The organism is Streptomyces sp. NPDC027962 (assembly GCF_055566095.1).
Window position 1 is genome coordinate 41,020 of record NZ_JBVHTA010000042.1, and the last position, 22,604, is coordinate 63,623.

A 22,604-nucleotide genomic window follows, 5' to 3' on the forward strand; every position below is an offset into this window, starting at 1 on the left:
GTCTGCGTTTCCATGCCCTAGCGGGCGTTGTTGGGAAATTTCCGGCCGGCACCAAGCTGAAGGTGGTCTGCGCCTCAGACGTTTCCATTCCCTTTGAGCGGGCGTTGTTGGGAAATGATGCTGGGCGCGGCCGGTGGCGACCGCGAGACGGTTCGTTTCTATGCCCTTTGAGCGGGCGTTGTTGGGAAATCTTCCGGGGACATCGATCTGGTGGACGTGGAGTAAACCGTTTCCATGCCCTTTGAGCGGGCGTTGTTGGGAATTCCGCAGAAGACGCCAAGAAGATCGACGCCCTCACGGTGAGATCGAGGTTTCCATGCCCTTTGAGCGGGCGTTGTTGGGAAATCCTTCGCCGATCTTACCCGTGCTGGCCTGCGATGACGCTGTCCGTTGCGCAGGAACCCGCCTACAGAGGCGGCAGATGGAATGATTTGGGTCACAATAGGCCACCTTGTGTGGTGTGGCCTGGGCGGATGTGCCGCGCGGAAAGTGGGGTCCCGGCAGGTGGTGGGCTGAGGGCGGTTACAGGCTGGTCAGGGGCCTGGTGGAGATGCTGTGGAGGAGGCATGGGGTCACAGGATCCAGTAGTCGGCGCGTTCTTCGAGGCGGCGGTTGCCGAGGATGACGAGTTCGTTGAGGACGGGCGCGGGCAGCCGGTAGAGGCGGATCTGGTCCTCGTCGCGGTCCATGCGGCGGCGGAGGGTGCCGCGCAGGCGCTGGACGTCCTTCTTGGTGGGGAGGGTGACCTCGAAGACGCTGTACTGGACGCGGGCGCCGTGGGCGGCGAGGAGTTCGGAGATGTCGGAGCGGCGGTCGTCGTCGGGGATGTCGTACGTGATCAGGTACGTGTAGGGCATGGGGGACGGCGTCACCTCCAGCCGACGGGAAGGTAGGCCGGTTCGCGGCCGGTGATGACCGCGGCGAGGTGGCGGACTTGGACGGTCAGGGCGGTGCGATACGAGGTGCGGCGGCCCGCGTGCGGGTGGTGGGCCAGGGTGAGCATGCGTTTCTCGTACGCGGCGAGGAAGACGCGCAGCGTGTCGCGGTCCATGCGGCAGCCGCGGCCTCCCTCCTCGTCGGTGGTGAAGCCGGCCGGGCTGAGCTTGCCGCTGGTGCACAGGCGGATGACGGTGTGGTCGACGATGACCGGGCGGAACTCCTCGATGAGGTCCAGAGCCAGGGACGGGCGGCCCCGGTGGAGTTCGTGGAGGAAGCCGACGGCCGGGTCGAGTCCGGCGAGTTCGCAGGCGGCGACCGCGTCGCGGGCCAGGAGGGTGTAACCGAAGGAGAGGAGGGCGTTGACCGGGTCGGGCGGGGGTCTGCGGCGGCGGTGGGTGAAGGCCCAGGCCGGACCGAGGATGGCGCCCAGGGCGGTGAAGTAGTCGCGGGTGGCGGCGCCCTCGTGGCCCATCAGGGCGGCGGGCGAGGCCGCGGTGGCCGCCGTGTGGCGTACCGCCAGGAGTCGGGCGGCTGCCGGTTCGACATCCGTCAGCTTGCCCGCGCGGGCCGCGCGGAGCAGGCAGGTGCGCATGTTGGCGATCTTCGCGGTGACGAAGGCGCAGGCCAGTTCCAGGGAAGCGGAGTCCCTGGCGGCTACACGATGCTGGGCATGGCGCAGGGCTACGTCGGTGCCGGCCGGGCCGGTGAGGCGGCCGAGGTATTCGCCGCTCTCCTCGGTGAGGACCAGGTCGATTCCGTGTTCCAGGGCGCGACGCAGGAACGGGCTACTGAGAGTGACGGGCGCGGTGCATACGATCTGCCGGACGCGGTTGTAAGGCACAGACAGCAGTTGCTTGTCGCGGTGGACGACGCGCAGGCGCTGGCCCTTGGTGCGCAGACTGGCGCCCGGCTCGGTGACGTAGAGGGTCGATTCCAGCGGGGAGGGGCGTTCCTCGGAGCAGGGGCCGGAGCGGGCGGTGGTGGTCTTGCCGAGGAAGTCCCCGCCTCGTCGAAGCTTTCGATGCGTGACTTGGCCTCATTGAGCTCCAGATCGAGGCGGCGCAGGGCTTCGGTGGCGAGGTCGAGGACCTGCTCGCCCTGGTGGTGGGTGGCGACGGGGATCGCGAAGGCGTCGCTGTAGCGCAGGACCCGGCGGCCCGAGCGCAGCAGATCGCGGTCGAAGGCGTCGAGGTAGAGGTTGGTGAGCACGGGCGAGAGCGAACTGCCCTGGTGCAGGCCCTTCCCAGAACGGATACGGCGCGCCGCCGGGCCCACACCGCGCCGGTTGACCAAGAGCTGGATCAACTGGCAGATCTCCGCATCAGGGACGACCTCCCGTAACCGTGCCACGGCCGGCCAGCGCGGGATCTGTTCGAAGCAGTCTTTGATGTCCGCCCGCACCACCCACCGGGCGCCCTCGTCCCGGGCGGCGGCCAGGTCGTGCAGCGCGTCCTTGACGCTGAGCCCCTTGCGGTAGGCGTAACTCCAGGGCAGGAGCACGGCATCGACGTGCTCGTCGACCACCTCCATCACGGCACGCTCGACGATGCGGTCCTCCACGGCGGGCACCGCGAGCAGCCGGGTACCGCCCGACCGCTTGCCGATCTCCATCGCGTACACAGGGCCCGGCCGCCACGTCCCGGCCTTCAACTCCCTCCCAAGGCCGGTGAGCCGAGCGAGAACACCCCGCGCGTACGCAGCCACCTGGTCACTGACCTTCCCGTCCTCCAGATCGTTCGCCTGCACCTCCTGCCAGGCGGCAAGGAGGGACGCCTCGGATATAGCGCGGTACAGGAGATCACCCACGGGGTCCCTTTCCGAACAGCGATCCATGGAACTGCGACAAGGTAAAACATTAAACCTTTCCATGCCCTCAGGTCGGGCGCCCTTCGGGAATCTTCGGTCTCGGAACCGAACTCGGCAACCTCATCGGCGTTTCTATGCCCTCAAGTCGGGCGCCCTTCGGGAATACCTGATGACGCTGACCGACCTCAACGGTCTGCTCGGAAGGTTTCCATGCCCTCAATTCGGGCGCCCTTCGGGAATACGTTCTGCTCGCGCTGCTCAAGCGCGTGCGTGAGCTGGAGTTTCTATGCCCTCAAGTCGGGCGCCCTTCGGGAATCCGAGCGGCGGCAAGTACTGCGACCGCGGTGAGATCAACATGTTTCCATGCCCTCAAGTCGGGCGCCCTTCCGGAATCAACCAGCAGCGCAACGGTGGCACGACCAACGGAGCGTTTCCATGCCCTCAAGTCGGGCGCCCTTCCGGAACCGGGGGGAGAGCTTTGGTGAGAAGGGTAAGGAGCACTACTAGTTTCCATGCCCTCAAGTCGGGCGCCCTTCCGGAACACGGCAACAGCTACGACCGCTGCAAGCTCACGGAGTCCGACCAGGTCGTTTCCATGCCCTCAAGTCGGGCGCCCTTCGGGAGTGCTTCCCTAAATCCACCAGTCGTGACCTGGGGCAACGATGCCCGTTGCGCGAGATCACTTGCCACCACTTCCCGCACGCTGTGACTCACGGCACATCTCTACTTTCTGTGGGGTCTGACGTGCGGAAACGTCCTGCGCAGGAACGGTTCCCGAAGTGCCGCCCGAGTGGTGACCGGTAACGGGGCATTACTCCTTGTTTGTAACCTCAGGAGTGCTGGAGGGTTCTTGCCCGCTGGCTGCCGGTGGTGGTGGCCGTCCGCGAGGTGCACCAGGCCGGCGGGGGTTCTGGCGGGGTGGTGTGTCGGTCGGGTTGCCGGTGTCGGCTCTCGGCTTGCTCGTTGTCGCCCCGAATCCGTGTGTGGTTCCGGCGCCGGTGCCCGCGTAGGGGGCGAAGCGGGCCAGGGTGGCCAGCAGGTGCTGGAGGTGGGGTGGGGCGGTGCGGGTGAGGCGGAGGGTGAGGGTGCCGGTGAATCCTGCGCGGGGGTGGCGGTAGCCGGAGTCGCGGCTGGCGGTGGTCAGGTTCAGGTGCTCGACGCGTAGGGCGTGGCGGAGTTCCTGCCAGGGGCTGTCGTCGATGTGGAGGGGGGAGTCGGGGCCGCCGACGCCGGTGTTCCAGGCGCGGCGGTGGCCGCCGAGGATAAGGGCGGGGTCGGGGGTGAGGTCGGGTTCGCCGTTGCGGGAGAAGTAGGTGGGGGTGTGGAAGGTGAGGGTGACGCGGGTGGTGCCGCCGCCCGCCGATGCGAGGGCGGCGAAGGACTCGGTGTGCAGGTGGGTGTGGGTGACCTGGCAGCGGGTGTTGCCGAGGCGGAGGAGGCCGGGGGTGAGTGCGGTTCGGGGCAGGTCGCCGGTGCCGTACCAGGTGGCCCGCAGGCGCAGCGCGGTCGGGGAGTGCGGGCTCGGCTCCTGGATGGTGAAGGTCTTGGTCTGTGCCGTGTGGTCGGCGTTCTCTCCTTCGAACAGCCGGCAGGCCAGTCCGTGCAGTTGGCGTGTGTCCGGGGTCCATGCGCGGATGGTGCGCAGATTCAGGGTGAGGGTGGCGGGCACGTCAGCGTCCTGTGCCGGTGCGGACGAAGGTGCGGCCCGCGCGGATGGCGTCGAGCCAGGTCGTGGCACGGTCGTGCAGGTCCTGATCGGTGGCGGTCAGGTGGCGCGTGCCGAGGTGGACGGCCGGGCCGTCGCCGTTGTGGCTGGTGGCGGGGAGGAAGGTGCCGAGGAAAGCGTAGGAGAACAGCCCGCAGGTGTTGCCGTCGCCGACGATCTTGAACCACACGGGTGAGGCGCGCCGCAGGGTCTCGCCGCCGTCGCGTACGTCGACGGTGTCCTTGTTCCTGGTCTGAGGGTCGTAGAAGGTGATGGGCAGTCCGAGGGTGCCGAGGGGGAAGTGGCTGCCGCCGCCGCGGATCACGTCTCGGTACTCGGGGGTGTGGGCGCGGCCGGTGTCTGGGGAGTCCTCGCTGGCGCGGAAGTGGCGCCATTCCCGGCCGGCGGTGGCGAGGAGGGCGGGCCAGGTGGCCCGCGACGGATGCAGGGCCGTGGCGGTGTGCTCTGCGAGGACCGGGTAGGTGGGCCGGGTCGTGGTCCAGGGGGCGGGGCGGGTGGTGAGGTCGGCCGGTGACGTGTCGAGGGCGGCGAGCCATGCGCGGTGGTGGGCCAGGATGCCGTGGTCGGCGGTGAGGTGGGGGAGGTTGTTGTAGTGGGGCAGGCCCGGGGTGGTGAGGTCCTGCGGTGTCCACTGTCCGGGCAGGGGGCCGTCGGCGCCGGTGATGCGCAGTGCGCCGAAGCCGCGGCGGACGCGTGCGCCGAGGCCGCCGTAGGCGCACAGCAGCCACAGGGAGGCGAGGGCGAGCTGGGCGGCGGCTTCGCTGGTGCCCGGGGTGAAGCGGATGTCCAGGTGGAACTCGGTGTCGGCGGGGACGAATGCGCGGGTGAGGCCCTCGCGGGCGGGGCGGCGAGGCTGGCTCTTGTCTTGTTGGACTCGTTCGTACAGGCCCTGGCCGAGGAGGTAGTGGAGGTGTTCGCCGCCGTTCTTCATGTCGAGGAACTTCGCCTCCTCCTTCCCGGCCGACCGGGGCGGGTCGGGGACGCGCAGGATCAGGGGGGACTGGCGGTCGGTGGCGCCGAACACCTTGGCTTCGAGGTCGGCCAGGAGGTGCGGGTTGTCGCCCGCGACGGTGCCGGCGAGGGCGCGGAACCAGTAGCGCATGGCGCCGCGCAGGGAGGGCACGCGGACGCCGGCGGCGCCGTCGCTTTCGTGTCCGCGGTTGAAGACCGGGGTGACGGTTTTGAGGGTGAGGGTCGTCCAGGGCACGGTCAGCCTCCGTCGTTCCAGGTGAGGTGGGCCAGGGGGGCTGTGATGGGCCGGTCGTCCCACAGGATCTGGGAGAACACGCCGACGGTGAGCGCCCAGGCGGTGGCCAGAGTCAGGGTCTGCCACGCGAGGCCGGTGGTGTGCCACAGCTGGGGCAGCGGGATGCGGCCGGGGCCGTCGGGGTCGGCTTCGGTGTAGGTGGCCGCGATGCCCACCAGGACCACCAGGCTGAGGAGGAAGGCGTGGGCGGCTCCTGCGAGGAGGACGCCGAGGGAGCGGGCGAGGGCTTGTGGTCCGCTCACGCCGTGGTTGCGGACCTCGACCACGAGGTATCCGTACGCGCCCGTCACGAGGGCGGTGGCGGCGAGGGCCCAGCGGGGATGGGGGTCGGACCACCAGTTCACGGGCAGGGCCAGCAGGGCGAACAGGCCGAAGGCGGCGGCGGCCGGGAAGCGCAGCAGCCAGCAGGCCGCCCACAGCGGGCCGCGTCTGACGACTCCGGTGATCAGGGTGGTGTAGGCGAGGGATGCGAGGGCCGCGGCGGTGTGGAACCACCAGCCCGTGGTGAACCCGCCGACGGCCGCCGTGCCCACTGCCGCCGTCGCAAGGAGGAGAACTGCCGTGTGCCAATGGTCGTGCCGGGTGGCGGGCACCAGGCGTGCGGTGTGCAGGAGCCGGAAGCGGGGCAGGAGGTGGCGCTGGAGGACCTCGGCGAGCACGGCGTCGTCACGCACAGTCGGTGCGGCGGGCTTGTCGAGGGCGTGGTGGGTGCTGGAGAAGCGGTGGCGGTGGGACCAGGTGTCGGCGACGGTGAGGACGAGTTCGGCGTCGAGTTCGTCGGTGGACAGTTGCTGCAGGAGCGGGATGCTCTGGTAGGTGTTCAGAGCGGCCAGCCAGTCCCGCCGGGCCTGTTCGGCCCTCAGCACCAAAAGCGGCCAGGACTGGCGGCCGAAGGCGTTGCCGCAGGGGTCGGAGGATTCCGCCGGCCTGAGCCGGCTCGCCCAGTCGGGGTCCTCACGGTGCCTGAGGGGTTCGCTGAGTACGAGGAAGCGCAGGCGGCGGGCCAGTGGCCGCATCAGGTGCGCGTCCGCTGCGGCGCTGGTGCGCAGGCGGCGGTCGGCCGCCTCGGTGATCCAGCACATCCAGGACCAGATGCGGGCGGGCTGGGGGGTGTGGCCGGCGGCGGCGATGGCGGCGGTTATGGCGGCCAGCACGTGGTTAGGGCTGAACAGCAGGGTGAGCAGCTGGCCGCGGCGCAGCACGACCTGGTCCAGGGCCGCCTCGACCGCATCCGCGGTCGTGTGTGTCCTGCCCTCCAGTGCCAGAAGCGGTTGGAGCAGGGGTATCACGGCCGTCGCGGGGAAGGCGTCCGTGTCACGTTGTGCCCAGTCGTCAGGGCGGGTGGCGCGTGCCGCGGGGAGTGCTCCGCCGGTCAGCCGCTGGTGGAAACCGGTGAGTGCGGCGGGCAGGTGTGGGGCGGTGCTCATAGCGTCAGGGGTTCGTCGGGGCGTCCGATAAGGGCCATCAGCCCGGCGCCGAAGGCGGTGAGCTGGTAGTCGCCGCTGTCGGTGAGGTCGTAGGCGTAGCCTTCGAGGACGTCGTTGTCGGGGCGCAGCGGGGTTCTTCCGGTGGTGCGGAACGGGGCGAGCACCTCGTGCAGGAGTTCCAGCTTCATCCGGCGCAGCGGCAGCCTGATGGCGCTGCCCTGGGTGTCGCGGTGCAGCATGAACGCTTGCACGCTGCCTGTTCTGGGCAGGGACCGCAGGCCCTCGGCGAGGCCGATGAGGTAGGGGACGGCGGCCTTGTAGCCGCCGGAGAGGTGGAAGAGGAAGTCCTCGTCCCCCGATGTGGCGACCTGGGAGATTAGGGTGCGGCCGAGTGTGCCGAGCCCCTCCATGGCGCGGGTGAAGTCTCCTTCCGTGCGGGCGTCGAGTCCTGGCACGCGCGCGATCAGGGCGCGCCCGCGGGGGGTGGCGGGCAGCGTGGTGGGGCCGGGCAGGTATGCGACGCGGGCGAGGTCGCCGCCGGTCAGCGCGAGGGCGTTCCACAGGGCGGAGGTGAGGCCGTTCACGGTGTCCGTGGCGAGCAGCACGGCCACATCGCCGGGGGCCAGGTGCCGCCGCCCGCCGGGGGCCCGGGTGAGGGTGTCGAGTTCGGCGCTGCATCCGCTCGGCCAGCGTCCCGGGGCGACCTCGCCGGCAAGGCGCGTCAGGTGCTGGTGGCGGTCGGTGCCGGGGGTGAGGCAGGCGTCGAGTTCTGTTGCCGCGGCCTGGCTGTCGGAGCCCGCGGCGTCGCTGAGGACGCGGGCGGGCGACTCCTCGCGGATGGCGTCGGCGAGGTCGGGGTCGAGTCCGGGGATCGTGCTGGCGCTGTCCAGCGCGTCGAGGAGGTTGGAGCCGACGGAGACGATGTGCAGGGTCATGTCCGGTTCAGTCCTCCGCGGCAGGTGTGCGGTGCGGTTCCCGGCCGGGGCCGGCCGGGCGTCCTGCGGTGCCGTGCGGCCCGCCGGGGTTCAGCGGCCAGTCGGGGTCGGGCTCGACCTTCAGGTAGCCGTAGCCGGCCGAGGTCTTCGCTCCCGCGCCCAGTTCGTCGGCCGCGTCGGCCAGCCAGCCGGCAGCCGCGCGCACGGACTGGGCGTCGCGGCCCACAAGGTCGACGGCGAAGGTCGCTTTCTCCACGGTCAGAAAGGTCACGGGCACCGGATTGTGGTGCTCCGCCGGAGCTACGGCTGCCACGTCCTCTCCGTTCCTGTGCCGCTCCGCCGCCGTGTAGTACGGCTGCGCGTGCGGGGTTAGCACGTCGCGCCGCACACTGGCCACGCCGGTGGGGAACGCGTCGAGGAACAGCACCCCGCCGCAGAAGGCCCCGTCGTGCGCGCCGCTGACGGTGCTCGCGGTGTCCTCGGAGGCCGGCGGGTGGACGCCGTGTCCCCCGGCCGGGGGCCGGGGTGTGCTGACGTCTGCGGGGCGCGGTGTGCCGAAGACCGTGTCGAATGCCGCGGTGTCGGTGACGTTGCGTGCCGCCCAGGCCGCCGTCATCCCCTTCAGGCCGCTCCCGGGCAGTACGGGCCAGCCGTATGTGCCGTGCAGGGCGATGCCGATCTCGTGGGCGTTGTCCTTCGCACCCATGCCGACGGTCAGGCGCCACTGGACGCGGGCGTGCAGACGGACCACGGTGTGGCCGCCGTCGGTGAGAGCGCGCAGGGCGCGGGCACGGCGGGCGCCGACCTGCTTGATGAGCTGGCCGTCCTGGCCGAGGTCGGCCTGGTCGGCCCAGTTCAGCAGCCTGCGCCCGGCCACCTTCATGTCGATCTCGCAGCGCTCCTGAGACCAGCTGACGAAGGCGGTGCGGCGCAGGACAATCAGCGCGTTCGCGCCCTTCCCGCGGCCTGCGCTGCCGTGGGTACGCAAGCCTGTGCCGTCGCTGAGTGAGACGGCCTGTGCGAAGGGGCCCACGGGGATGCTCGCCGGGTTGGTTGTGCGGCCCGGGCCCGCCGGGCGGCTCACGTGGTGCCCTGCCCGGAGGGTTCTGCTGCGCCGGAAGCGGTCGCGTCGGCGGCGTCGCGGTAGCGGGCCTCGGCGAGGCGGCTGAGCCATCCGGCCAGCGCGGTGATCTCCGCGGCCGCTCGGGCGTAGGCGGCCCGGTCGGCGGTGGCCAGTGCGTCGAGGAGTTCGCGGTCACTGCCCCAGTGGGTGCGGCGGTCGATGAGCGCCCGGTCGCCGATGTGGCGGCGGATTCCCTCGGCGACCCTGCGGTAGGCGACTCCGATCGCGCTGTCGTCCCGCTTGGCCAGCACGTACGCGTACGTGGCGGCCAGTCCCGCGGTGTGCAGCATGACCGGCAACTGCCGGTAGCGGGTCCGCAGACGCGCGTCGATGGTGTCGGGCAGCATGGCGGAGGCGGCCAGCGCCATCGCCTGGTCTACCCTCCTGGCCGGGCTCACGCGTCACCCTCCCCGCTCCGGTTCCCGTTCCCCGTACCCCCGCCCCCGTCGCCGACGAGGCGGCACCACACCAGCCCCTTGCCGATGGTCTCGTCGCCGCCGACCTGGATCTGCCGTCCGTGCAGGAGATCCGTCAGTTCCCCCGCATAGAGTTCGGACAGTTCGGCCGCGCGCAGGGTGAGGGAGGCGACCAGCAGCGTCTCGGCGGGGAGGTACTCGCTGTAGAAGGGGCCGTTCGCGACGGTCTTGCCGCTGTTGAGCTGGACCCGTGCGACGACTTCGGTGCAGTCCCGGTTCAGGTCGGGCATCACGTCGTCGTCGACGACCAGCAGATCCCGTCTCAGTTTGTCGGCGAACGGCCTGAACTCGGCTTCCTGGCCCACGCCGTCCTCGGCGATCCGCCCGGCCCAGGCTTTCACGCGGGGGTCGGGTTCCTCAGCGAGCGGTACGACCAGGGGACCGAGAACCTCGTCGCGGCCCTGACCGCACCACCGGCGGTCCGCGGCCAGGGCCGTACCGCCCACCGTGCGCTCCGGCAGGGGCAGCCGGTCGCGTGTCCCGTCGGGCAGTGCCAAATACTTGCGGGCCAGCCGTCCCAGGGCCAGGTCGGAGGTGACCCAGGCGAAGGTGTCCTGCAGTGTGGGTACGGGCAGCGCGAGGAGCTGGGCGTCGCCGACGGCGAGCAGTCCGGCCGTCGTCACGCCCCGCGGCGCCCCGTCATCTGCGGGCCTGCCGCCGTTCCCGCTGCCTGCGACTGGCTGGTCGGGGTCGGGAGGATCCGAACCGAACACCTGCCGCAGAATCTCCGTGTCCCACTCGGCCTCGCGGGCGGCCTGGCGCAGTGCTCCCTTCAGGCTCTGGCCCCACACCACCGGGTACCCGGTGCCCGCCTCGCGCTGGATGGGCAGGTCGATCACCCCAGAGGCGTCGGCCGCGCCGGCGTGCAGCGGGGACTCCGCGTACAGGTACAGCAGCCACTCGTACTGGGCACCGCTCACGTCCACACTCCTGTCAACACCACTCCGAATCCCGCCGTGCGCAGCCGGTCGTCCCGCTCACGCCCGTACGCCGTGCCATGCCCTTGCTCGCCCAGGGCCCACGCGCGTGCCGCGGCGGCATCCGGGAACCGCAGGAGGTACACCGACCCGGCCGGCACCGCCCAGCGCAGCACCCGGCCGGTCAGGTGCCCGCCGCGCGGCCCGGGGGTGGCCGTCGCGACCGGCAGGGGGCCCTCGACCGCGGCCGCCACCAGTTCCGCCCCCGGCGGCAGCGGCAGCCGCCAGCCGTCGGGCCACAGGGCGGGAGTGGCCGTGTACACCGCGACCCGGCCACCGGGGAACGCCTCCCCGTTCGAGGGCGCCGCGGGCCATCGCACCGAGGCCGCGACCTCGCCCCACGCCTGCCGGCCGCGCCCGCCGAACATCACACTGGCCCGGGGCCGGGCGTCCCACTCGTCCGGCACGACGCATTCGGCGAGGAACCCCCAGCCGTCCGCCAGCCGCAGATGGGAGGCGTGGTAGAGGAATCCGGTGCGCCCGGTGCGTTCGGCGGTCCGGGCCAGGCCGACATGCGGCTCGTCCGCCACGGGGGCCTGGGGCAGTCTGCGTATGGAGCCGGCGGGCGCCAGGCCCGTGACGAGACTGCCGGCCAGGTAGCGGCGCATCTCATCGCCCGGCAGCCAGCCCGCCCAATGCCGCCCGGTACCCGCCCGGCCCCGTGCACCGAGCCAGTACGGCACCGTCCCCAGGTCGGTGAGGGCACCGTCGGGACCGTCCTGCGGCGACAGCCTGACCACCTCGTCGGTATCCGGAACCTCCACGAGGTCCGCCGGCACGGGGAAGTACGGTGTCCACCGGCCCGCGCGTGAGCGGCGGGCCAGCACCGGGCCGCGGACCGCGTCAGGTTCCCGGCCGAAAGCGGCACCGACCGCTCCCGCGATGGTGCCCGGGTTCGGCCACACCGCACGGGCCTCGTTGTCCGCGCCCGCCTCGAACAGCCGCCCGTCACGGATGAACAGCGTGTCGCGGGGCGTGAACGCCAGCCACACCGAACGGCTCATGCCGTGCCTCCCGCGCACTCCTGCCGCAGGAACGCCGCGACCTTCACCGGCTCGGCGAGCCGGGGGCGCCGGCCTTCGGACGGCGGGCCGCTCGACTCGGCGGCCGCCAGCCGCACCAGAGCGTCCGCCTGCCCGCGCGTACCGCCGTGCCGGGCCACCAGGCGCCGCATCTCGGCCGTGAAAAGATCCTCGGGCAGGCTGACCAGTTCCGTCTCGTCGCGCAGACAGTCCTGCACCAGCCGCAGCGAGAGCCGCCTGCCGGAGGTATCGCCACGGCCGGACCCGGTGCCGGTGAGGAACTGCGCGAAGTCCTCGACCGGCCCGCCGACGCCCGCACGGCGCGTCCACGCCTGCACGGACTGCTCACGCACCCCCGAACGGCGCAGGTAGCTCACGGCGAGAGCGTTCTTGCCCTCGACGCTCTCCTTCGCTGTCTGAAGCAGCCGCTGGACCTCGCTGACCGCCCGCCGCAGCGGTGAACGGTGGTGGAAGAACAGCACGGCCGTACTCGCGGTCGGCAACACCGCCGGCACCGCGTCGCGGCAGGCCCGGGCGGCGGCCAGGGCATGCTCGGCGGGGCAGAAAGCCAGCAGGTCATCCCCGCCCGCGTAGACCGGCACCCCCAGGTACACGTCCCGCTCCAGCGCCTGGCACGTCTGGCGGGCCACCGTCGAAAGCCGCTCGGACACCTCCCGGTGCCACGCCCGCGTGACCACTCTGCGCTGCCTGCTCCCCGCGATCTCGCCTCCCAGGAACCGGCCCATGCCGTCCAAGTCCTGCGCGATGACCGCGAGATAGGACGCCGCAGGGCCCGCGCCCTGGTCCCGCACCACCTTGTGCAGCTCACGCGCCGCCCGGGCCCCCCGGGCAGCCGCCGCCGCCCGGGCGCCGGCCGCCACGGCGGGGAACTGGCGGGCCAGCACGTCCTCCTGCCACACGTCGGTGTAGAGCCAGCGGCCCGCCGACGCGGCCAGCCACCGCTCGTCGGCGCTCGCACCCGCGGCCGGCCGTAACGCGGCCAGCGGGTGCTCCCGACCGCGGTCCAGGACCCCGGCCGCCTCACGCAGCACCGTCACCGCGGCGGCCACCGCGGGATCGTCGATGAGCACAGCCACCGCCTCACGGAAAGGAGCGGACGCGATCGCGCTGGTCGACGGGAAACCGGCCGGCATCCCCGGCGGCTCGTCCCTGCCCGAGCCCCGGCCGGTGATGTGCCGATAGCGGCGCTTGACCCAGTTCGCGGCGGCGAGCCGGTCCCGCTCATGCTCCGGCACGCCCTTGGGCGGCCCGGGCTCGGCCGGCCACCGGGGGCTGAGCGAGCACAACTCCCCATCCGCCGCCTCGACCGGGTCGAAGGACCGCAGACGTTTCCGGGCCATCAGCAGGCGCTGCGCCGCGTCCCACTGCTGCCCGTAGTCCCCGGCCGTCGCGGGCACACTGACCCACTGGACGCTCGGCATGCCCGGTGTCGCGACATGCGCACCCATCACCCTGCGCACCAGATCAGCCCAGTCCCGCCGTACGGCGTCGGCGGCGACTGCGGCAATCTCGCCGCCCGAGCCCGAGGGCGCGAGCGCCACGATGCGGTTGGGCACCACGGAGACACCGATCCCGTCACCGGACTCCGACGCCAGGAAAGACGCTTGACTCCCGTCCGCTCCCGGGCCGGCCGGGAACACCAGACGGGCCCCGTGCTCCACGCACGCACGCGCGGCACGCGTGGACAGCCGCTCGACGATCGCGCTGCCCGCGCTCAGGTCGGACGTGGTCCGCGACTCACTGATGAACTGCTGCACCCCGGAGACCGAGATGACGACCAGGTCACCCCCCGAAACGTCCCTGGCCTTAGGCTCGCCGACCGCCGCGTCCGATCCCCCATGTCCCCCGTGCACTTCGCCTCATGCCCCCTCCTCGCGCCGCGCGTCCGCCACCGCGCCCCGGCCCGCCTGCACGTAATTGCCCCCACCCAGGCACAGTTCCCGCCGACGGCTCCAAAACCACCCCGAACGGAACACTTGTCGCGTGGCGACCAGTAATAGCAGAGCGAAGAGGCCACACGGCAAGCGTTTCCTGGAAAAGGTATCCACTCAAGGCATATGCATGAAGGATGAGTTGCGAGGGAGGCGACGGTCGGGTCGCCTCGTACTCTCTGGATGGCATGCCCCGGACCGAGCCGGGCGGGTGGAAGATGATCCGCCCGCCCATGCGTTGAGCTGGGCTCCGGTTCAGGTCGCGGCCGAGAGAATCTGCCCCATGGCCCGGTGGCCTTCCACACCGTCGTGGTCGCCGAGCCGGTGACGCTCCAGCCGGATGGCGTTCGAGGTGCCGGGCCCCGTAGGTTTTCTGGCGCCACGCAGCGTTCTCGGACTGGTCCAGGGACTGTAGGTGTCCCAGAACGCGGTCCGTTCGTCGGGTCTGGCCGTGACCATGCGGATGGTCCAGTCAGCCGCAGGGTCGCCCCATTCCGTACGGTCGAAGTCGTACGGCGGAGGGTCCCAATGATGCGACCACCGGGGCCCTCCGCTGCACCCCGGCTCCTGAGCGGGCCGCAACCGCTCAGCGTTTTTCCGCGAGAACTACTGGGACCCCACGACCCCCGCGAGTTCGCGAAAACTGAAGGCACTTCGACGGGAACCCGCAGGTCCGATGCCCTGATATTAGGGGGTGGACCCGTGGGTTCGCGGTGAAGTCGCGGGGTCGGTCTCCAGCGGCCGTTCCAGGGGAGCGCGGGCGGAGTTCGCGTAGCAAATCGCGCGGCAAGGTCCCCAGCCCGCGTGACGTGTACCTGGACACTGAGGTCGCACGGCTGTCGTACGGGCAGGCCCGCGCTCTGCTGGACGTTCCCCGGTGCCTGAGCTGGGACTACGGGGCCGTGCGGATCCGGTTCATGCGTGACTGCGGCCGGTCATTACAACATCCATGGGGCGGGGCCGGTGCGGGTGGCCCATGCGGCCAGGACGGTTTCATCGAAGAGCCGGATGCCGTGGTTGTCTGCGTACTGAGTTGCTGGTTTGGTGAATACGGAAGTAGTGACGACGACGGCGATTTGGGCGTTGTGGACGCTGTAGCAGGTGCCGCCGAACCTCTGGAGATCGGGGCTTCCGACCTTCGTGGTGGGCCCATAGCGCTTGCACTGGATGACGATGCGCCTGCCGTCGGGGGTGGTGGCGATGACGTCGGCGCCGAGGTCGCCTGCTCCGCCGACGACGCGGGCACCATGGCAGCCATCGCGCTCGCAGAGGTACGCGATGGCTATCTCGAATTCACGGGGGTTCATGGCGTGGTAGCGGGCGATCTCTGTGGACTGGATAGCGCGGACTCTGCGCAGCTCTTTGTCGTGCTTAGCCAGTCCGTGGGCGTAGAACGCACCCGCGCCGGCAATGAGCGAGAAGAGGATGCCAGGGACGACGAGTCCGTCACTCCACGTCCCGATGGCCACGAGCCCGGCGATGACGGCGAGTGTGATGCCGCAGCCAACGCCGCAGCCGCCGCCTGAATCGGGCTGTATTTCTCTGCGGCGTGCAGGTGTGGCCATGAGTCCCCCAGGGGTTGTGCGTGGTGAGGATGTTATCGGCCTGGTGGGGTGGAGCGACTAACGACGATCACGCTGCCCGTCAGCGCAGGCGCCAGGGGCACATCACGGCCTCGACGGCGCAAGGTCGTTGGTCTCCAGGGGCCGTTCCAGGAGAGCGCGGGCGGAGTTCGCGTAGCGGATCGCGGTCTTCTCGTCCAGGCCGAAGACCTCGGCGAGATGAAGGGGGTCGGGGCCGTGGACCAGGGCTTCTTCGAGCCGGCGGTCCATGCGAAGCCGTTGCAAGGTGGCGGTCTGGCCGCGGAGGGGTTCGGAGAGGGTGACGCCGCTGGTCGGGCCGGTGCCCAGGGCGGTGATCTTGTTGATCAGCAGGTGCGGGTTGGCGGTGTCGGGCCAGCGTCGGCGCCGGAACTCCAGCCACTCGCGGGCAACGTGCAGTGTGAGGTCGTCCAGTCGCCGGGTGCGGCCGTCGATTGTGATTTTGCGGTTGCCGAGGTCGATGTCGTCGAGCTGGAGGCGGCGGATCGCTCCGGAGCGTGCAGCGTGCACTGCGGCGAGGGCGAGGACCAGGCGGTCCGCGGGTCTGGTGACCGCGGCGACCGAGTTGTCGATGTGTCTGGGCTCCAGGGGCTGGAGAACGCCCTCTTCGCGCTGACCGACGCGGATGCGGCTGGTCGGGTTCTTGAAGATGGTGCCGTTCCTCTTCGCCCGGCTGAACAGCGACCGCAGCACGATGAGGGTGTGCTGGCGCTGACTGCCGTGGAGGGTGTCGAGCTGGGCGAGGACGTCGTCGCGGGTCACCTCGCGCAGGTGCTCGTAGCGGACGGACCACGCCAGCAGCACGGGCCGGGATCCGGTTGAGGTAGTTCCAGACCGTGGCCTCGTCGCGGGCCTTGGATCGGGGGCCGCCGTCGTGCAGGAGCCGGGCCCAGTGCTCAACGTCGCGGCGGATCCCGGGGCGATGCCGTCGAGCTTGCGCTCCAGCCACTGCTCGAACGACGGCGTCCGGTCGTCGTGGAAGACGCCGATCTCTTCGAGGACCTCGATGGTCAGCTCCATGTTCAGCCGCCGGGGTTGCAGGGCCGGGTAGAGCTCGGAATGGCGCACGACATCCCCGCCGACGTGCCGGGTCATCAGGATGATCAGGGCCTGGTCGATGGCGAGACGGATATTGCGGGGCCAGCCGCGGGCCTCGCCGAGGCGGTGGGCGGTATGCCGAGCCCAGGCCAGCCACGGATTGTCCGGTCCCGTGTGCTCGGCGGGGTCGATGCGGGTGAGGTCGCGGCAGACCGGGAACAAGGAGGGCTGGAGCCAGCCGCCGGGCGGCGGCGCCGGAGACGGGTCGGGCTTGCGGGGGCGTCCCCGCCGTTCGTACTTCGCCGGCCGTGGCCGTGGGGCCCGCTCCCACAACGGGGCCATATGCGCGAAGAACAGCTGGTGATACCGCAATCCGGGTAGTAACGACTCTGCCTTCGCGCCGGTGGTCGCGGCATCCGTCCGTGCCTGGCACCAGCACAGACGGCAGTATTCCTTTCGCAGCGGACCTTGCCGTCGGCAGCCGGCGCACTGCCCATCCGAGCCGGGACGGGCGAAGGAGGCACAGCCCCCGCAGCACCGCATGAACAGCAGTCCCCAGCCCAGGCAGTACGGGCAACTCTTTGGCTCAAGCACGAAGTTCTCGCTCCCGGCCTGTTACGACGGCGGCAGGGACCGGCCGTCCCGGCGGCGTGGAACCACCGCCGGGGCCGGGCCGGACGAGGCGGCGGCCTGCTGTCCGGTCTCCGCGCCGGGATGGCGGACCTTGTCCGGTTCGGGGATCAGCAGGTCGCCGATCTCGCAGCCGAGGACGACGCAGATCACGTCCAGGTCGTCGAGCTTGAGGGAGACCGGCTGGCCGGACCACAGCCCGGACATCTTTCCGGCCGAGATGACCAACCCGTGCTCGGCTAGGCTCCGCTGAAGCTCGGATGCCTTCCAGATACCCTTGTTCGCGGCGGTCAGCCGCAGGTTCCACCTCATCGGATCAGCCCTTCCAGCCGCTTCGCGGCCCGCTCGGTCCCGGCGGCCCAGGCGTCCTCCACCCTGGTCTGCTGGACGTGGACGTATCGCATCGTCGTGGCGATCCAGGAATGTCCCAAAACCTCCTGGATTGCGAGCAAGTCCAGCCCGTTCTCATAGAGTTGGGACGCGCAGAAGTGCCGCAGGACATGCGGTGTCAACTTGTCCGTCCAGCCGGGCAGATGGGCCTCGACCGCTTTGTCGAGGCCGTTGCGCAGGGCGTCGTCGCCGACCCGGCGGGCGGAACCGTCGGTGTTCTTCCGCTCGCTCGGGAACAGTGGGGTGCCGGGGCGGGTGTGGTCGTCGTCGAACTGGCCCCACACGTCCTCGATGAACCACCGCAGCGTGCGGTCGGCACCGTTGATCAGCGGGACCATCCGCTCGCGCGGACCGGAGCCGCGGGCGCCCTTGCCGTGGCGGACGTGGAGCTTGCCGAAGCGGCCGAGGTCCCATTTGATGTCGCCCAGGTCGAGGCCGCATGCCTCGTTCACCCGCAGGCCGACCTGGGACATCAGCTTTGCCGCGGTGTAGTTCCGGGCGGTCGGGGCGAACTTGCGGCAGGTGGCCAGCTCGCCGCCCCAGCCGGTGAACAGCATCGCGACCTCCGGCTCGGTCGGAGGGATCCGCAGTGCCGCGTCCTTGGCCCCGCGCGGCCGGTTCATCTCGTCGATCGGGGACTCGACGACGCGGCCGGTCATCCGGTGGAGCTCGACCTTGTGCCGCAGCTCCAGGAACAGGAAGTACGTGGTCAGCGCCTGCGACCGGGCGAGGCGGGTGCCACTGGGTGAGTTCCGCAGCACCTTTCCGAAGTACGCATCGGCGTCGGCCGGCTCCATGTCCCACAGCGGCCGGCCGAACCAGGTCCGGATCTGTTCCAGGTGCCCGACGTCCCCGCGAATGGTGCCGTCCGCCAGTCCCGCCGAGGCCCGCGCGAGGACGAACCCGGACAGCACGTCGGTCTCGAACCGCTCCAGCTCTTCCGCCGACGCGGGCGCCCAATGGTCACGCAGGTCCCGTACGACCGCCAGCGCCAACCCGAGCCTCCTCACCTTCAGCCCGACTACGGATCGGTCGGACGAGGTGAGAACGCTTCAAGAATCCCGAAGTTACGTCAGTCGACGACAAGACACTCCGACGAGGGAGAAAGCCCTGGCCACGGGGTCAGCGGCTCAGCAGGGCTCAGGGGAACTCACGGGATGTCGCACAAGGCACGGTAGCGAGCTGGTGAAGCACTCCGGGTCGGGGAGGAGAGCCACTGGCATGGCGGCGCCTGCGGCGAGGGGGCGTTGGTGACACCGTGCCGCTCAGCGAGGGCGTATCCGACATCCCGGTAGCCCTATTCACCTTGCCCCTGCGCCGCCCTGCCTGCCTGCCAGATGAGAGCAGCGGCAACTCAAGCGCGAAGCCTTACACAATGGGGATTCGCGTACGGGTTCCCGGGTGCCACGGTTCAGGATTCTGCGAACCCGCGCGCTTTGTCGTGTTGTGCGGGCCAGACGCTTCCGTGGTGGAGCCGGACAGGCACACCCCACCGCGAAGGGAGCACCACCATGGCAACCGTCATCGCGCAGAAGACCGAGGTCCGCGACCCCCGTTCGTTCGTCTCCCCCGATGTGTGGGACCGGGAGATCAAGCTCCTGGTCCGCGACAACCCGTTCGACACCGTGACGGCCGAGCGTATCTTCGGCCAAGCCGTCGCCTACCTCATCACCGCCATGGAGAAGTGGGGCCAGGGCCTGGAGATCGGCTGCGGCTACCTGGTGGACATGGGCGTCCACGCCTTCATCATCGGCGCGGTGATCGGTGGCGGCGCCAACGCCGCCCTCGCCACTCTGGCGGTGAGGGCCGCTCGTCGCGCGTTCGGCCCGGCGCCGACGTCGTGGCCGGAGCTGACGCACGGCACACCGCCGATGCCCGAGGGCGCGCAAGGCTGACGCGCGGCGCGCTGTCACCGACTGGCGGGTTGCGCCTGACGAACTCACGCTGTGACGACCTGCTGGGCCAGCAGCAGCGCGAGCGGGCCCCCTTGGAGCAGGAAGCGTCCCTCGGTGGCGGCCCGGATCGCGTCCGGCATCGGCCACCACATGAGTTTGAAGCTCTCCTCGCTGCTGGATGCGGGGCTGGACGGCGTTGAGGAGTTCCTTCGGGTCCCGCGTGCGCGTGCTCGTGGGTCGGTCGAGCGTGACGGTCATGGACTACTCCTTCAGGGAGACGTGACGTTCGGGGTTCGAGCCCGTACCGCCCGCCGGTCTGTCCGGGGCTGGACGGGCGGCACGGGCACCTTGTGGAGCCCGCCCTTGCGAGGGCGGCTGGGTGCCCTGGCGGTCGCATCCGTGGCACAGGCAGGTGCAGCGGTGAACGAGCAGGAGTCCGGTGGCGTAGGGCAGGGGAACATCCCCCGTCTGACGGCACTGTCCGTGCAAGTCCTGGTAACCGGGACGTGCGGCGACGGCGCACTCCGGGGACAAGGCGGGTGAGGCGGTGCCGAGGTCCGGCGACGGGATCACGATGCCTGCAGAGGAGAGTGCCGTCTTGGGGCCCCTGCGACCACGAATGGAGCGGCTTCCTGCGTCTGTCGTACTGCAGCCATGAACGGAACGGTAGGGAAGGACAGCGGCCGGGAGACAGGGAAGTTCCCCGAAGTTGCTTGACTTCGAGGGAGAGTTCCCAGAAGTTCCTCATATGGCCCGGCTGAACAGCGCGCACGGCGCGCCATCCATGGGGAGGCTTGCTGCATCGATCCCCAGCGAAGGGAACAACTCATGGTGCGACGGCTGCGCTTCAACGGGACGGGCAGCGGCGACGACGGATGCCCCTCGGTGCACGAGGACCTCGATTCGGGCGAGGTCATCGTGCACGGCCCGCCCCTCACCGACCCCGAGGACATCGCCCGGCTCCAGCACCTGGGCGAGGGGGAGGTGCCGATTGTGGTGCCGCGAGCACTGCTCGTGGACTGGGGCCCAAGGACATGACTCGCGAGGCGAAGATCATCGATTTGGACGGCTTCGGTCGACTCTTTACGCAGTTCGAGCACACAGCGTGGCGGCTGGAGACTCGGCGGCGCTACGCATCCGACGAAACCACCGAAACATACGCCCAGTTCACGCGCGGCGAGTCCGTCGACTGGAACGAAACGGACTCGGAGTGGTGTGCCAACCGTCGCAAGCAGGCTGTACTCGGCAAGCGCATCGAACGTGTCCGAATCGTCGACAGCCCGCCTACGACCGGTCAGTTGTACCTGCTCGACAATGCACGTCGTAACAGCGCCGTAGGCGAGCGGATCATGAACCTCTGGCGTGCGGAAGCCGACCAGCTCAACCTGCCCTCCGAGGACTTCTGGCTTTTCGATTCGCGCATGGTCGCGCTGCTCATGTTCGACGACGCCGACAACCTGACAGGCGTCGAACTGATCACGGAGCCCGCGGAGGTGGTGCGATACTCCATGGTGCGCGACGCGGCCATGCATCACGCGGTCCCGTACGAGGAGTTCGCGGCCGGCCTGGCCGTGAATCAGTAGCAGAAGCAGGCGTGTACCGGTGAGCACGGACTACCAGAAGGCGCGCGAAGCCCTCGGCATACGCCTGCGGGAGCTTCGGCTGTCAGCCCCTGGCGGCAGGCTCACCGGTACCGAACTCGCCGACAGGTGCGGATGGCACAAGTCGAAGGTCAGCAAGCTGGAGAACGGCCGGACGACGCCCACGCCAGAGGACCTGCTGAAGTGGGCCGAAAGCACTGGTCGGCCAGAAACGCACGAAGAATTGCTTGCCAGGCTCCGAGGCTTCGAGTCGCACATCCGATCGTGGCGTCGGCAACTCGCCGGCGGGCACATGCCCGTACAAGACGCGCGCAACGCCGAGCATGCAAGGACACGCACCTTTCACGCCTGGCAGGGCTCCATGATCGTCGGCGTTCTTCAGACACCGGACTACGCCCGGTCGATCTTCACGCACTTCACGGAGCTGCATCAGTCGCCGCGCGACATCGAAGAGGCAGTGGCGTCGCGTACAAGACGGCAAGAAGCCCTGTACGACTCGACGAAGCGGTACCACATCCTCATGTGGGAAGCCGCCCTCCACGCCAGGATCTGCCCTCCGTCGGTGCTCGCCGCCCAGCTCGATCGCCTCATGGGAGTCATCGGCCTCACCACGGTCGAACTGGGCATCGTCCCGCTCTCCGCAACCCTCAAGATTCCTCCGGCCACCGCCTTCTGGATCTACGACGACCGCCAGGTGATCGTCGAGAACTGGCACGCGGAGTTGTGGATCGACGACGCGGCAAGCGTCGACACCTACGCGCGGACCTGGAGAACGCTCCGCGAGTCCGCCGTGTACGGCGCGGACGCGCGCAACCTCATCAGCGCGGCACGACGGGCGTTGCACTGACCGCTCGGGTCGAGGGAGCACGCTTCGACGGAAGTGCGCACGGGTTTCCCCTCCGCCCCTCATCGTGGGTGGGCTATGAGGACCGAGGATGCTCCGCCGTGACGGCGGTTCCGTCGAAGGCAGAGCCCTCGGGAGGTTTCGGGACGACGGTCTCGCGAACCTCCTCGGCCTCCACGACCACGACGCGGTGCGTCGGCTTCGCCAGTACCGAGGCGGAGAGGTGCTTCTTCAGCCGCCTGGCCATGGGGCGGTAGGTCGTGAAGGTGAGCGTGCCGGACACAGCGGCCCCGAGGACCGGGATGGCCTTCGAGACGCTCTTCGCAAAGGTCTGCTTCGTCATCTGAACACCGATGTAGGCCGCGACCTTCTTCACCACGGGGTACACGACGCCCTGGGTGAGCGCCTTCTGCGGCAGCTTCTTGGCGACCTGCTCCGCCATCATCCCCGCGACCTTCCCCACGGCGGCATTCGCCGACTGGGTACCGAACATCACGCCGAAGAACAGCGTGAGCATCCCCATGGTCGCGTCGTCGACGTCATCGCCGTCGTCGGAGAACAGGTCGGGCCAGCTGTAGAGGTAGGCGAGCTTCTGCGAGATGCGCAGCATGTGGCCGAAGTACTGGGCCAGGTCTGCCGGCACGGTGGCGGGGAGGGCGATGAGGCCCGGCAGCCCGGCAGCGGCCGAGAGAGCGCTGACCTTGGCGGTCTCGTAGCGGATGGAATCGTCGGCCGCTCGATCCAGAACGTCGGTGGCGATACCCGCCGCCGCGGGGGTCTCCTCGACCGCCCTGCGGATCTCTTCCTCGGAGCAGTAGCGTGCCAGCGCCTTCCGGAGGTAGGTCTCTCTGTGGATCCGCACGCCCGGAAGCCTGGCCGAGCCCACCAGCACCGCGGAGAAGCGCGACTCCGGGTTCTCGCTCACCTTGCCCTGATTCATAGCAGGAACTTACAG

General features: G+C 70.1%; 19 protein-coding genes and 2 pseudogenes. 3 read left to right on the forward strand and 18 right to left on the reverse strand.

The features are described from left to right. Positions 1-572: 572 nt before the first annotated feature. The 17 genes and pseudogenes from cas2 to ACZ4SA_RS29940 form a co-directional block, all read right to left on the reverse strand. The gene (gene cas2 / locus ACZ4SA_RS29860; protein WP_468280697.1) at positions 573-857 is read right to left on the reverse strand and encodes a CRISPR-associated endonuclease Cas2; all 285 of its coding nucleotides are present in this window, start codon (positions 855-857) and stop codon (positions 573-575) included. 11 nt (positions 858-868) lie between these two features. After that, positions 869-1,876 (reverse strand): CRISPR-associated endonuclease Cas1, encoded by a 1,008-nt coding sequence (cas1, locus tag ACZ4SA_RS29865; protein ID WP_468280740.1) that lies wholly within the window; start codon positions 1,874-1,876, stop codon positions 869-871. A 92-nt stretch (positions 1,877-1,968) separates the two neighbouring features. Then, positions 1,969-2,808, reverse strand: a pseudogene (locus tag ACZ4SA_RS29870) (reverse transcriptase domain-containing protein); the annotation flags it as partial. A 748-nt stretch (positions 2,809-3,556) separates the two neighbouring features. Beyond that, positions 3,557-4,414 carry a CRISPR system precrRNA processing endoribonuclease RAMP protein Cas6 gene (cas6, locus tag ACZ4SA_RS29875; RefSeq protein WP_468280699.1) on the reverse strand — a complete coding sequence of 286 codons (858 nt, stop codon included), beginning with the start codon at positions 4,412-4,414 and terminating at the stop codon, positions 3,557-3,559. A gap of 1 nt (position 4,415) precedes the next feature. Beyond that, the gene (gene cmr1 / locus ACZ4SA_RS29880) at positions 4,416-5,678 is read right to left on the reverse strand and encodes a type III-B CRISPR module RAMP protein Cmr1 (protein WP_468280701.1); all 1,263 of its coding nucleotides are present in this window, start codon (positions 5,676-5,678) and stop codon (positions 4,416-4,418) included. A 2-nt stretch (positions 5,679-5,680) separates the two neighbouring features. Further along, positions 5,681-7,165, reverse strand: a complete 1,485-nt coding sequence (locus tag ACZ4SA_RS29885; protein ID WP_468280703.1) for a hypothetical protein — start codon at positions 7,163-7,165, stop codon at positions 5,681-5,683. Then, on the reverse strand, positions 7,162-8,100 hold the full coding sequence (locus ACZ4SA_RS29890; protein ID WP_468280705.1) for a hypothetical protein: 939 nt from the start codon (positions 8,098-8,100) through the stop codon (positions 7,162-7,164). Before ACZ4SA_RS29890 ends, ACZ4SA_RS29885 begins: the two co-directional genes overlap by 4 nt. Positions 8,101-8,107: 7 nt before the next feature. Beyond that, positions 8,108-9,088, reverse strand: coding sequence for a type III-B CRISPR module RAMP protein Cmr6 (gene cmr6 / locus ACZ4SA_RS29895; RefSeq protein ID WP_468280707.1), 981 nt, complete (start codon positions 9,086-9,088; stop codon positions 8,108-8,110). 92 nt (positions 9,089-9,180) lie between these two features. After that, a complete protein-coding gene (locus tag ACZ4SA_RS29900; protein WP_468280709.1) occupies positions 9,181-9,621 on the reverse strand; it encodes a type III-B CRISPR module-associated protein Cmr5 in 441 nt (146 codons plus the stop codon). Continuing rightward, positions 9,618-10,619 (reverse strand): type III-B CRISPR module RAMP protein Cmr4, encoded by a 1,002-nt coding sequence (cmr4, locus tag ACZ4SA_RS29905; protein ID WP_468280711.1) that lies wholly within the window; start codon positions 10,617-10,619, stop codon positions 9,618-9,620. The genes ACZ4SA_RS29900 and cmr4 overlap by 4 nt, the downstream gene beginning before the upstream one ends. Then, positions 10,616-11,680 (reverse strand): type III-B CRISPR module-associated Cmr3 family protein, encoded by a 1,065-nt coding sequence (locus ACZ4SA_RS29910; protein ID WP_468280713.1) that lies wholly within the window; start codon positions 11,678-11,680, stop codon positions 10,616-10,618. Before ACZ4SA_RS29910 ends, cmr4 begins: the two co-directional genes overlap by 4 nt. Continuing rightward, positions 11,677-13,572 (reverse strand): Cas10/Cmr2 second palm domain-containing protein, encoded by a 1,896-nt coding sequence (locus tag ACZ4SA_RS29915; protein ID WP_468280715.1) that lies wholly within the window; start codon positions 13,570-13,572, stop codon positions 11,677-11,679. The genes ACZ4SA_RS29910 and ACZ4SA_RS29915 overlap by 4 nt, the downstream gene beginning before the upstream one ends. A gap of 333 nt (positions 13,573-13,905) precedes the next feature. Further along, a complete protein-coding gene (locus ACZ4SA_RS29920) occupies positions 13,906-14,109 on the reverse strand; it encodes a hypothetical protein (RefSeq protein WP_468280717.1) in 204 nt (67 codons plus the stop codon). A 479-nt stretch (positions 14,110-14,588) separates the two neighbouring features. Next, complete coding sequence (locus ACZ4SA_RS29925) at positions 14,589-15,215, reverse strand: restriction endonuclease (protein WP_468280719.1); 627 nt, start codon at positions 15,213-15,215, stop codon at positions 14,589-14,591. A gap of 102 nt (positions 15,216-15,317) precedes the next feature. After that, positions 15,318-16,661 carry a hypothetical protein gene (locus ACZ4SA_RS29930; protein WP_468280721.1) on the reverse strand — a complete coding sequence of 448 codons (1,344 nt, stop codon included), beginning with the start codon at positions 16,659-16,661 and terminating at the stop codon, positions 15,318-15,320. Between the two features lie 243 nt (positions 16,662-16,904). Then, positions 16,905-17,231 (reverse strand): helix-turn-helix domain-containing protein, encoded by a 327-nt coding sequence (locus tag ACZ4SA_RS29935; RefSeq protein WP_468280723.1) that lies wholly within the window; start codon positions 17,229-17,231, stop codon positions 16,905-16,907. Then, a complete protein-coding gene (locus ACZ4SA_RS29940; protein ID WP_468280725.1) occupies positions 17,228-18,304 on the reverse strand; it encodes a tyrosine-type recombinase/integrase in 1,077 nt (358 codons plus the stop codon). Before ACZ4SA_RS29940 ends, ACZ4SA_RS29935 begins: the two co-directional genes overlap by 4 nt. 516 nt (positions 18,305-18,820) lie before the next feature. Between ACZ4SA_RS29940 and ACZ4SA_RS29945 the strand changes: the two genes are divergently transcribed. The 3 genes and pseudogenes from ACZ4SA_RS29945 to ACZ4SA_RS29955 all read left to right on the forward strand — a co-directional run bounded on the left by ACZ4SA_RS29945 (position 18,821) and on the right by ACZ4SA_RS29955 (position 21,652). After that, the gene (locus tag ACZ4SA_RS29945; protein ID WP_468280727.1) at positions 18,821-19,204 is read left to right on the forward strand and encodes a hypothetical protein; all 384 of its coding nucleotides are present in this window, start codon (positions 18,821-18,823) and stop codon (positions 19,202-19,204) included. Positions 19,205-20,032: 828 nt separating this feature from the next. After that, positions 20,033-20,787 (forward strand): annotated as a pseudogene (locus ACZ4SA_RS29950) (DUF6879 family protein). A gap of 19 nt (positions 20,788-20,806) precedes the next feature. Then, positions 20,807-21,652, forward strand: a complete 846-nt coding sequence (locus tag ACZ4SA_RS29955; RefSeq protein WP_468280729.1) for a helix-turn-helix domain-containing protein — start codon at positions 20,807-20,809, stop codon at positions 21,650-21,652. 73 nt (positions 21,653-21,725) lie between these two features. Here ACZ4SA_RS29955 and ACZ4SA_RS29960 read toward each other — a convergent pair whose 3' ends face one another. Next, positions 21,726-22,589, reverse strand: coding sequence for a hypothetical protein (locus tag ACZ4SA_RS29960; protein ID WP_468280730.1), 864 nt, complete (start codon positions 22,587-22,589; stop codon positions 21,726-21,728). Between the last annotated feature and the right edge of the window lie 15 nt (positions 22,590-22,604).

Coding starts and splice junctions, on each gene's coding strand:
- cas2 (WP_468280697.1), bottom strand. CDS start 857: ATGCCCTACACGTACCTGATCACGTACGACATCCCCGACGACGACCGC.
- ACZ4SA_RS29885 (WP_468280703.1), bottom strand. CDS start 7,165: ATGAGCACCGCCCCACACCTGCCCGCCGCACTCACCGGTTTCCACCAG.
- ACZ4SA_RS29890 (WP_468280705.1), bottom strand. CDS start 8,100: ATGACCCTGCACATCGTCTCCGTCGGCTCCAACCTCCTCGACGCGCTG.
- ACZ4SA_RS29910 (WP_468280713.1), bottom strand. CDS start 11,680: ATGAGCCGTTCGGTGTGGCTGGCGTTCACGCCCCGCGACACGCTGTTC.
- ACZ4SA_RS29920 (WP_468280717.1), bottom strand. CDS start 14,109: ATGGTCACGGCCAGACCCGACGAACGGACCGCGTTCTGGGACACCTAC.
- ACZ4SA_RS29925 (WP_468280719.1), bottom strand. CDS start 15,215: ATGGCCACACCTGCACGCCGCAGAGAAATACAGCCCGATTCAGGCGGC.
- ACZ4SA_RS29935 (WP_468280723.1), bottom strand. CDS start 17,231: ATGAGGTGGAACCTGCGGCTGACCGCCGCGAACAAGGGTATCTGGAAG.
- ACZ4SA_RS29945 (WP_468280727.1), top strand. CDS start 18,821: ATGGCAACCGTCATCGCGCAGAAGACCGAGGTCCGCGACCCCCGTTCG.
- ACZ4SA_RS29960 (WP_468280730.1), bottom strand. CDS start 22,589: ATGAATCAGGGCAAGGTGAGCGAGAACCCGGAGTCGCGCTTCTCCGCG.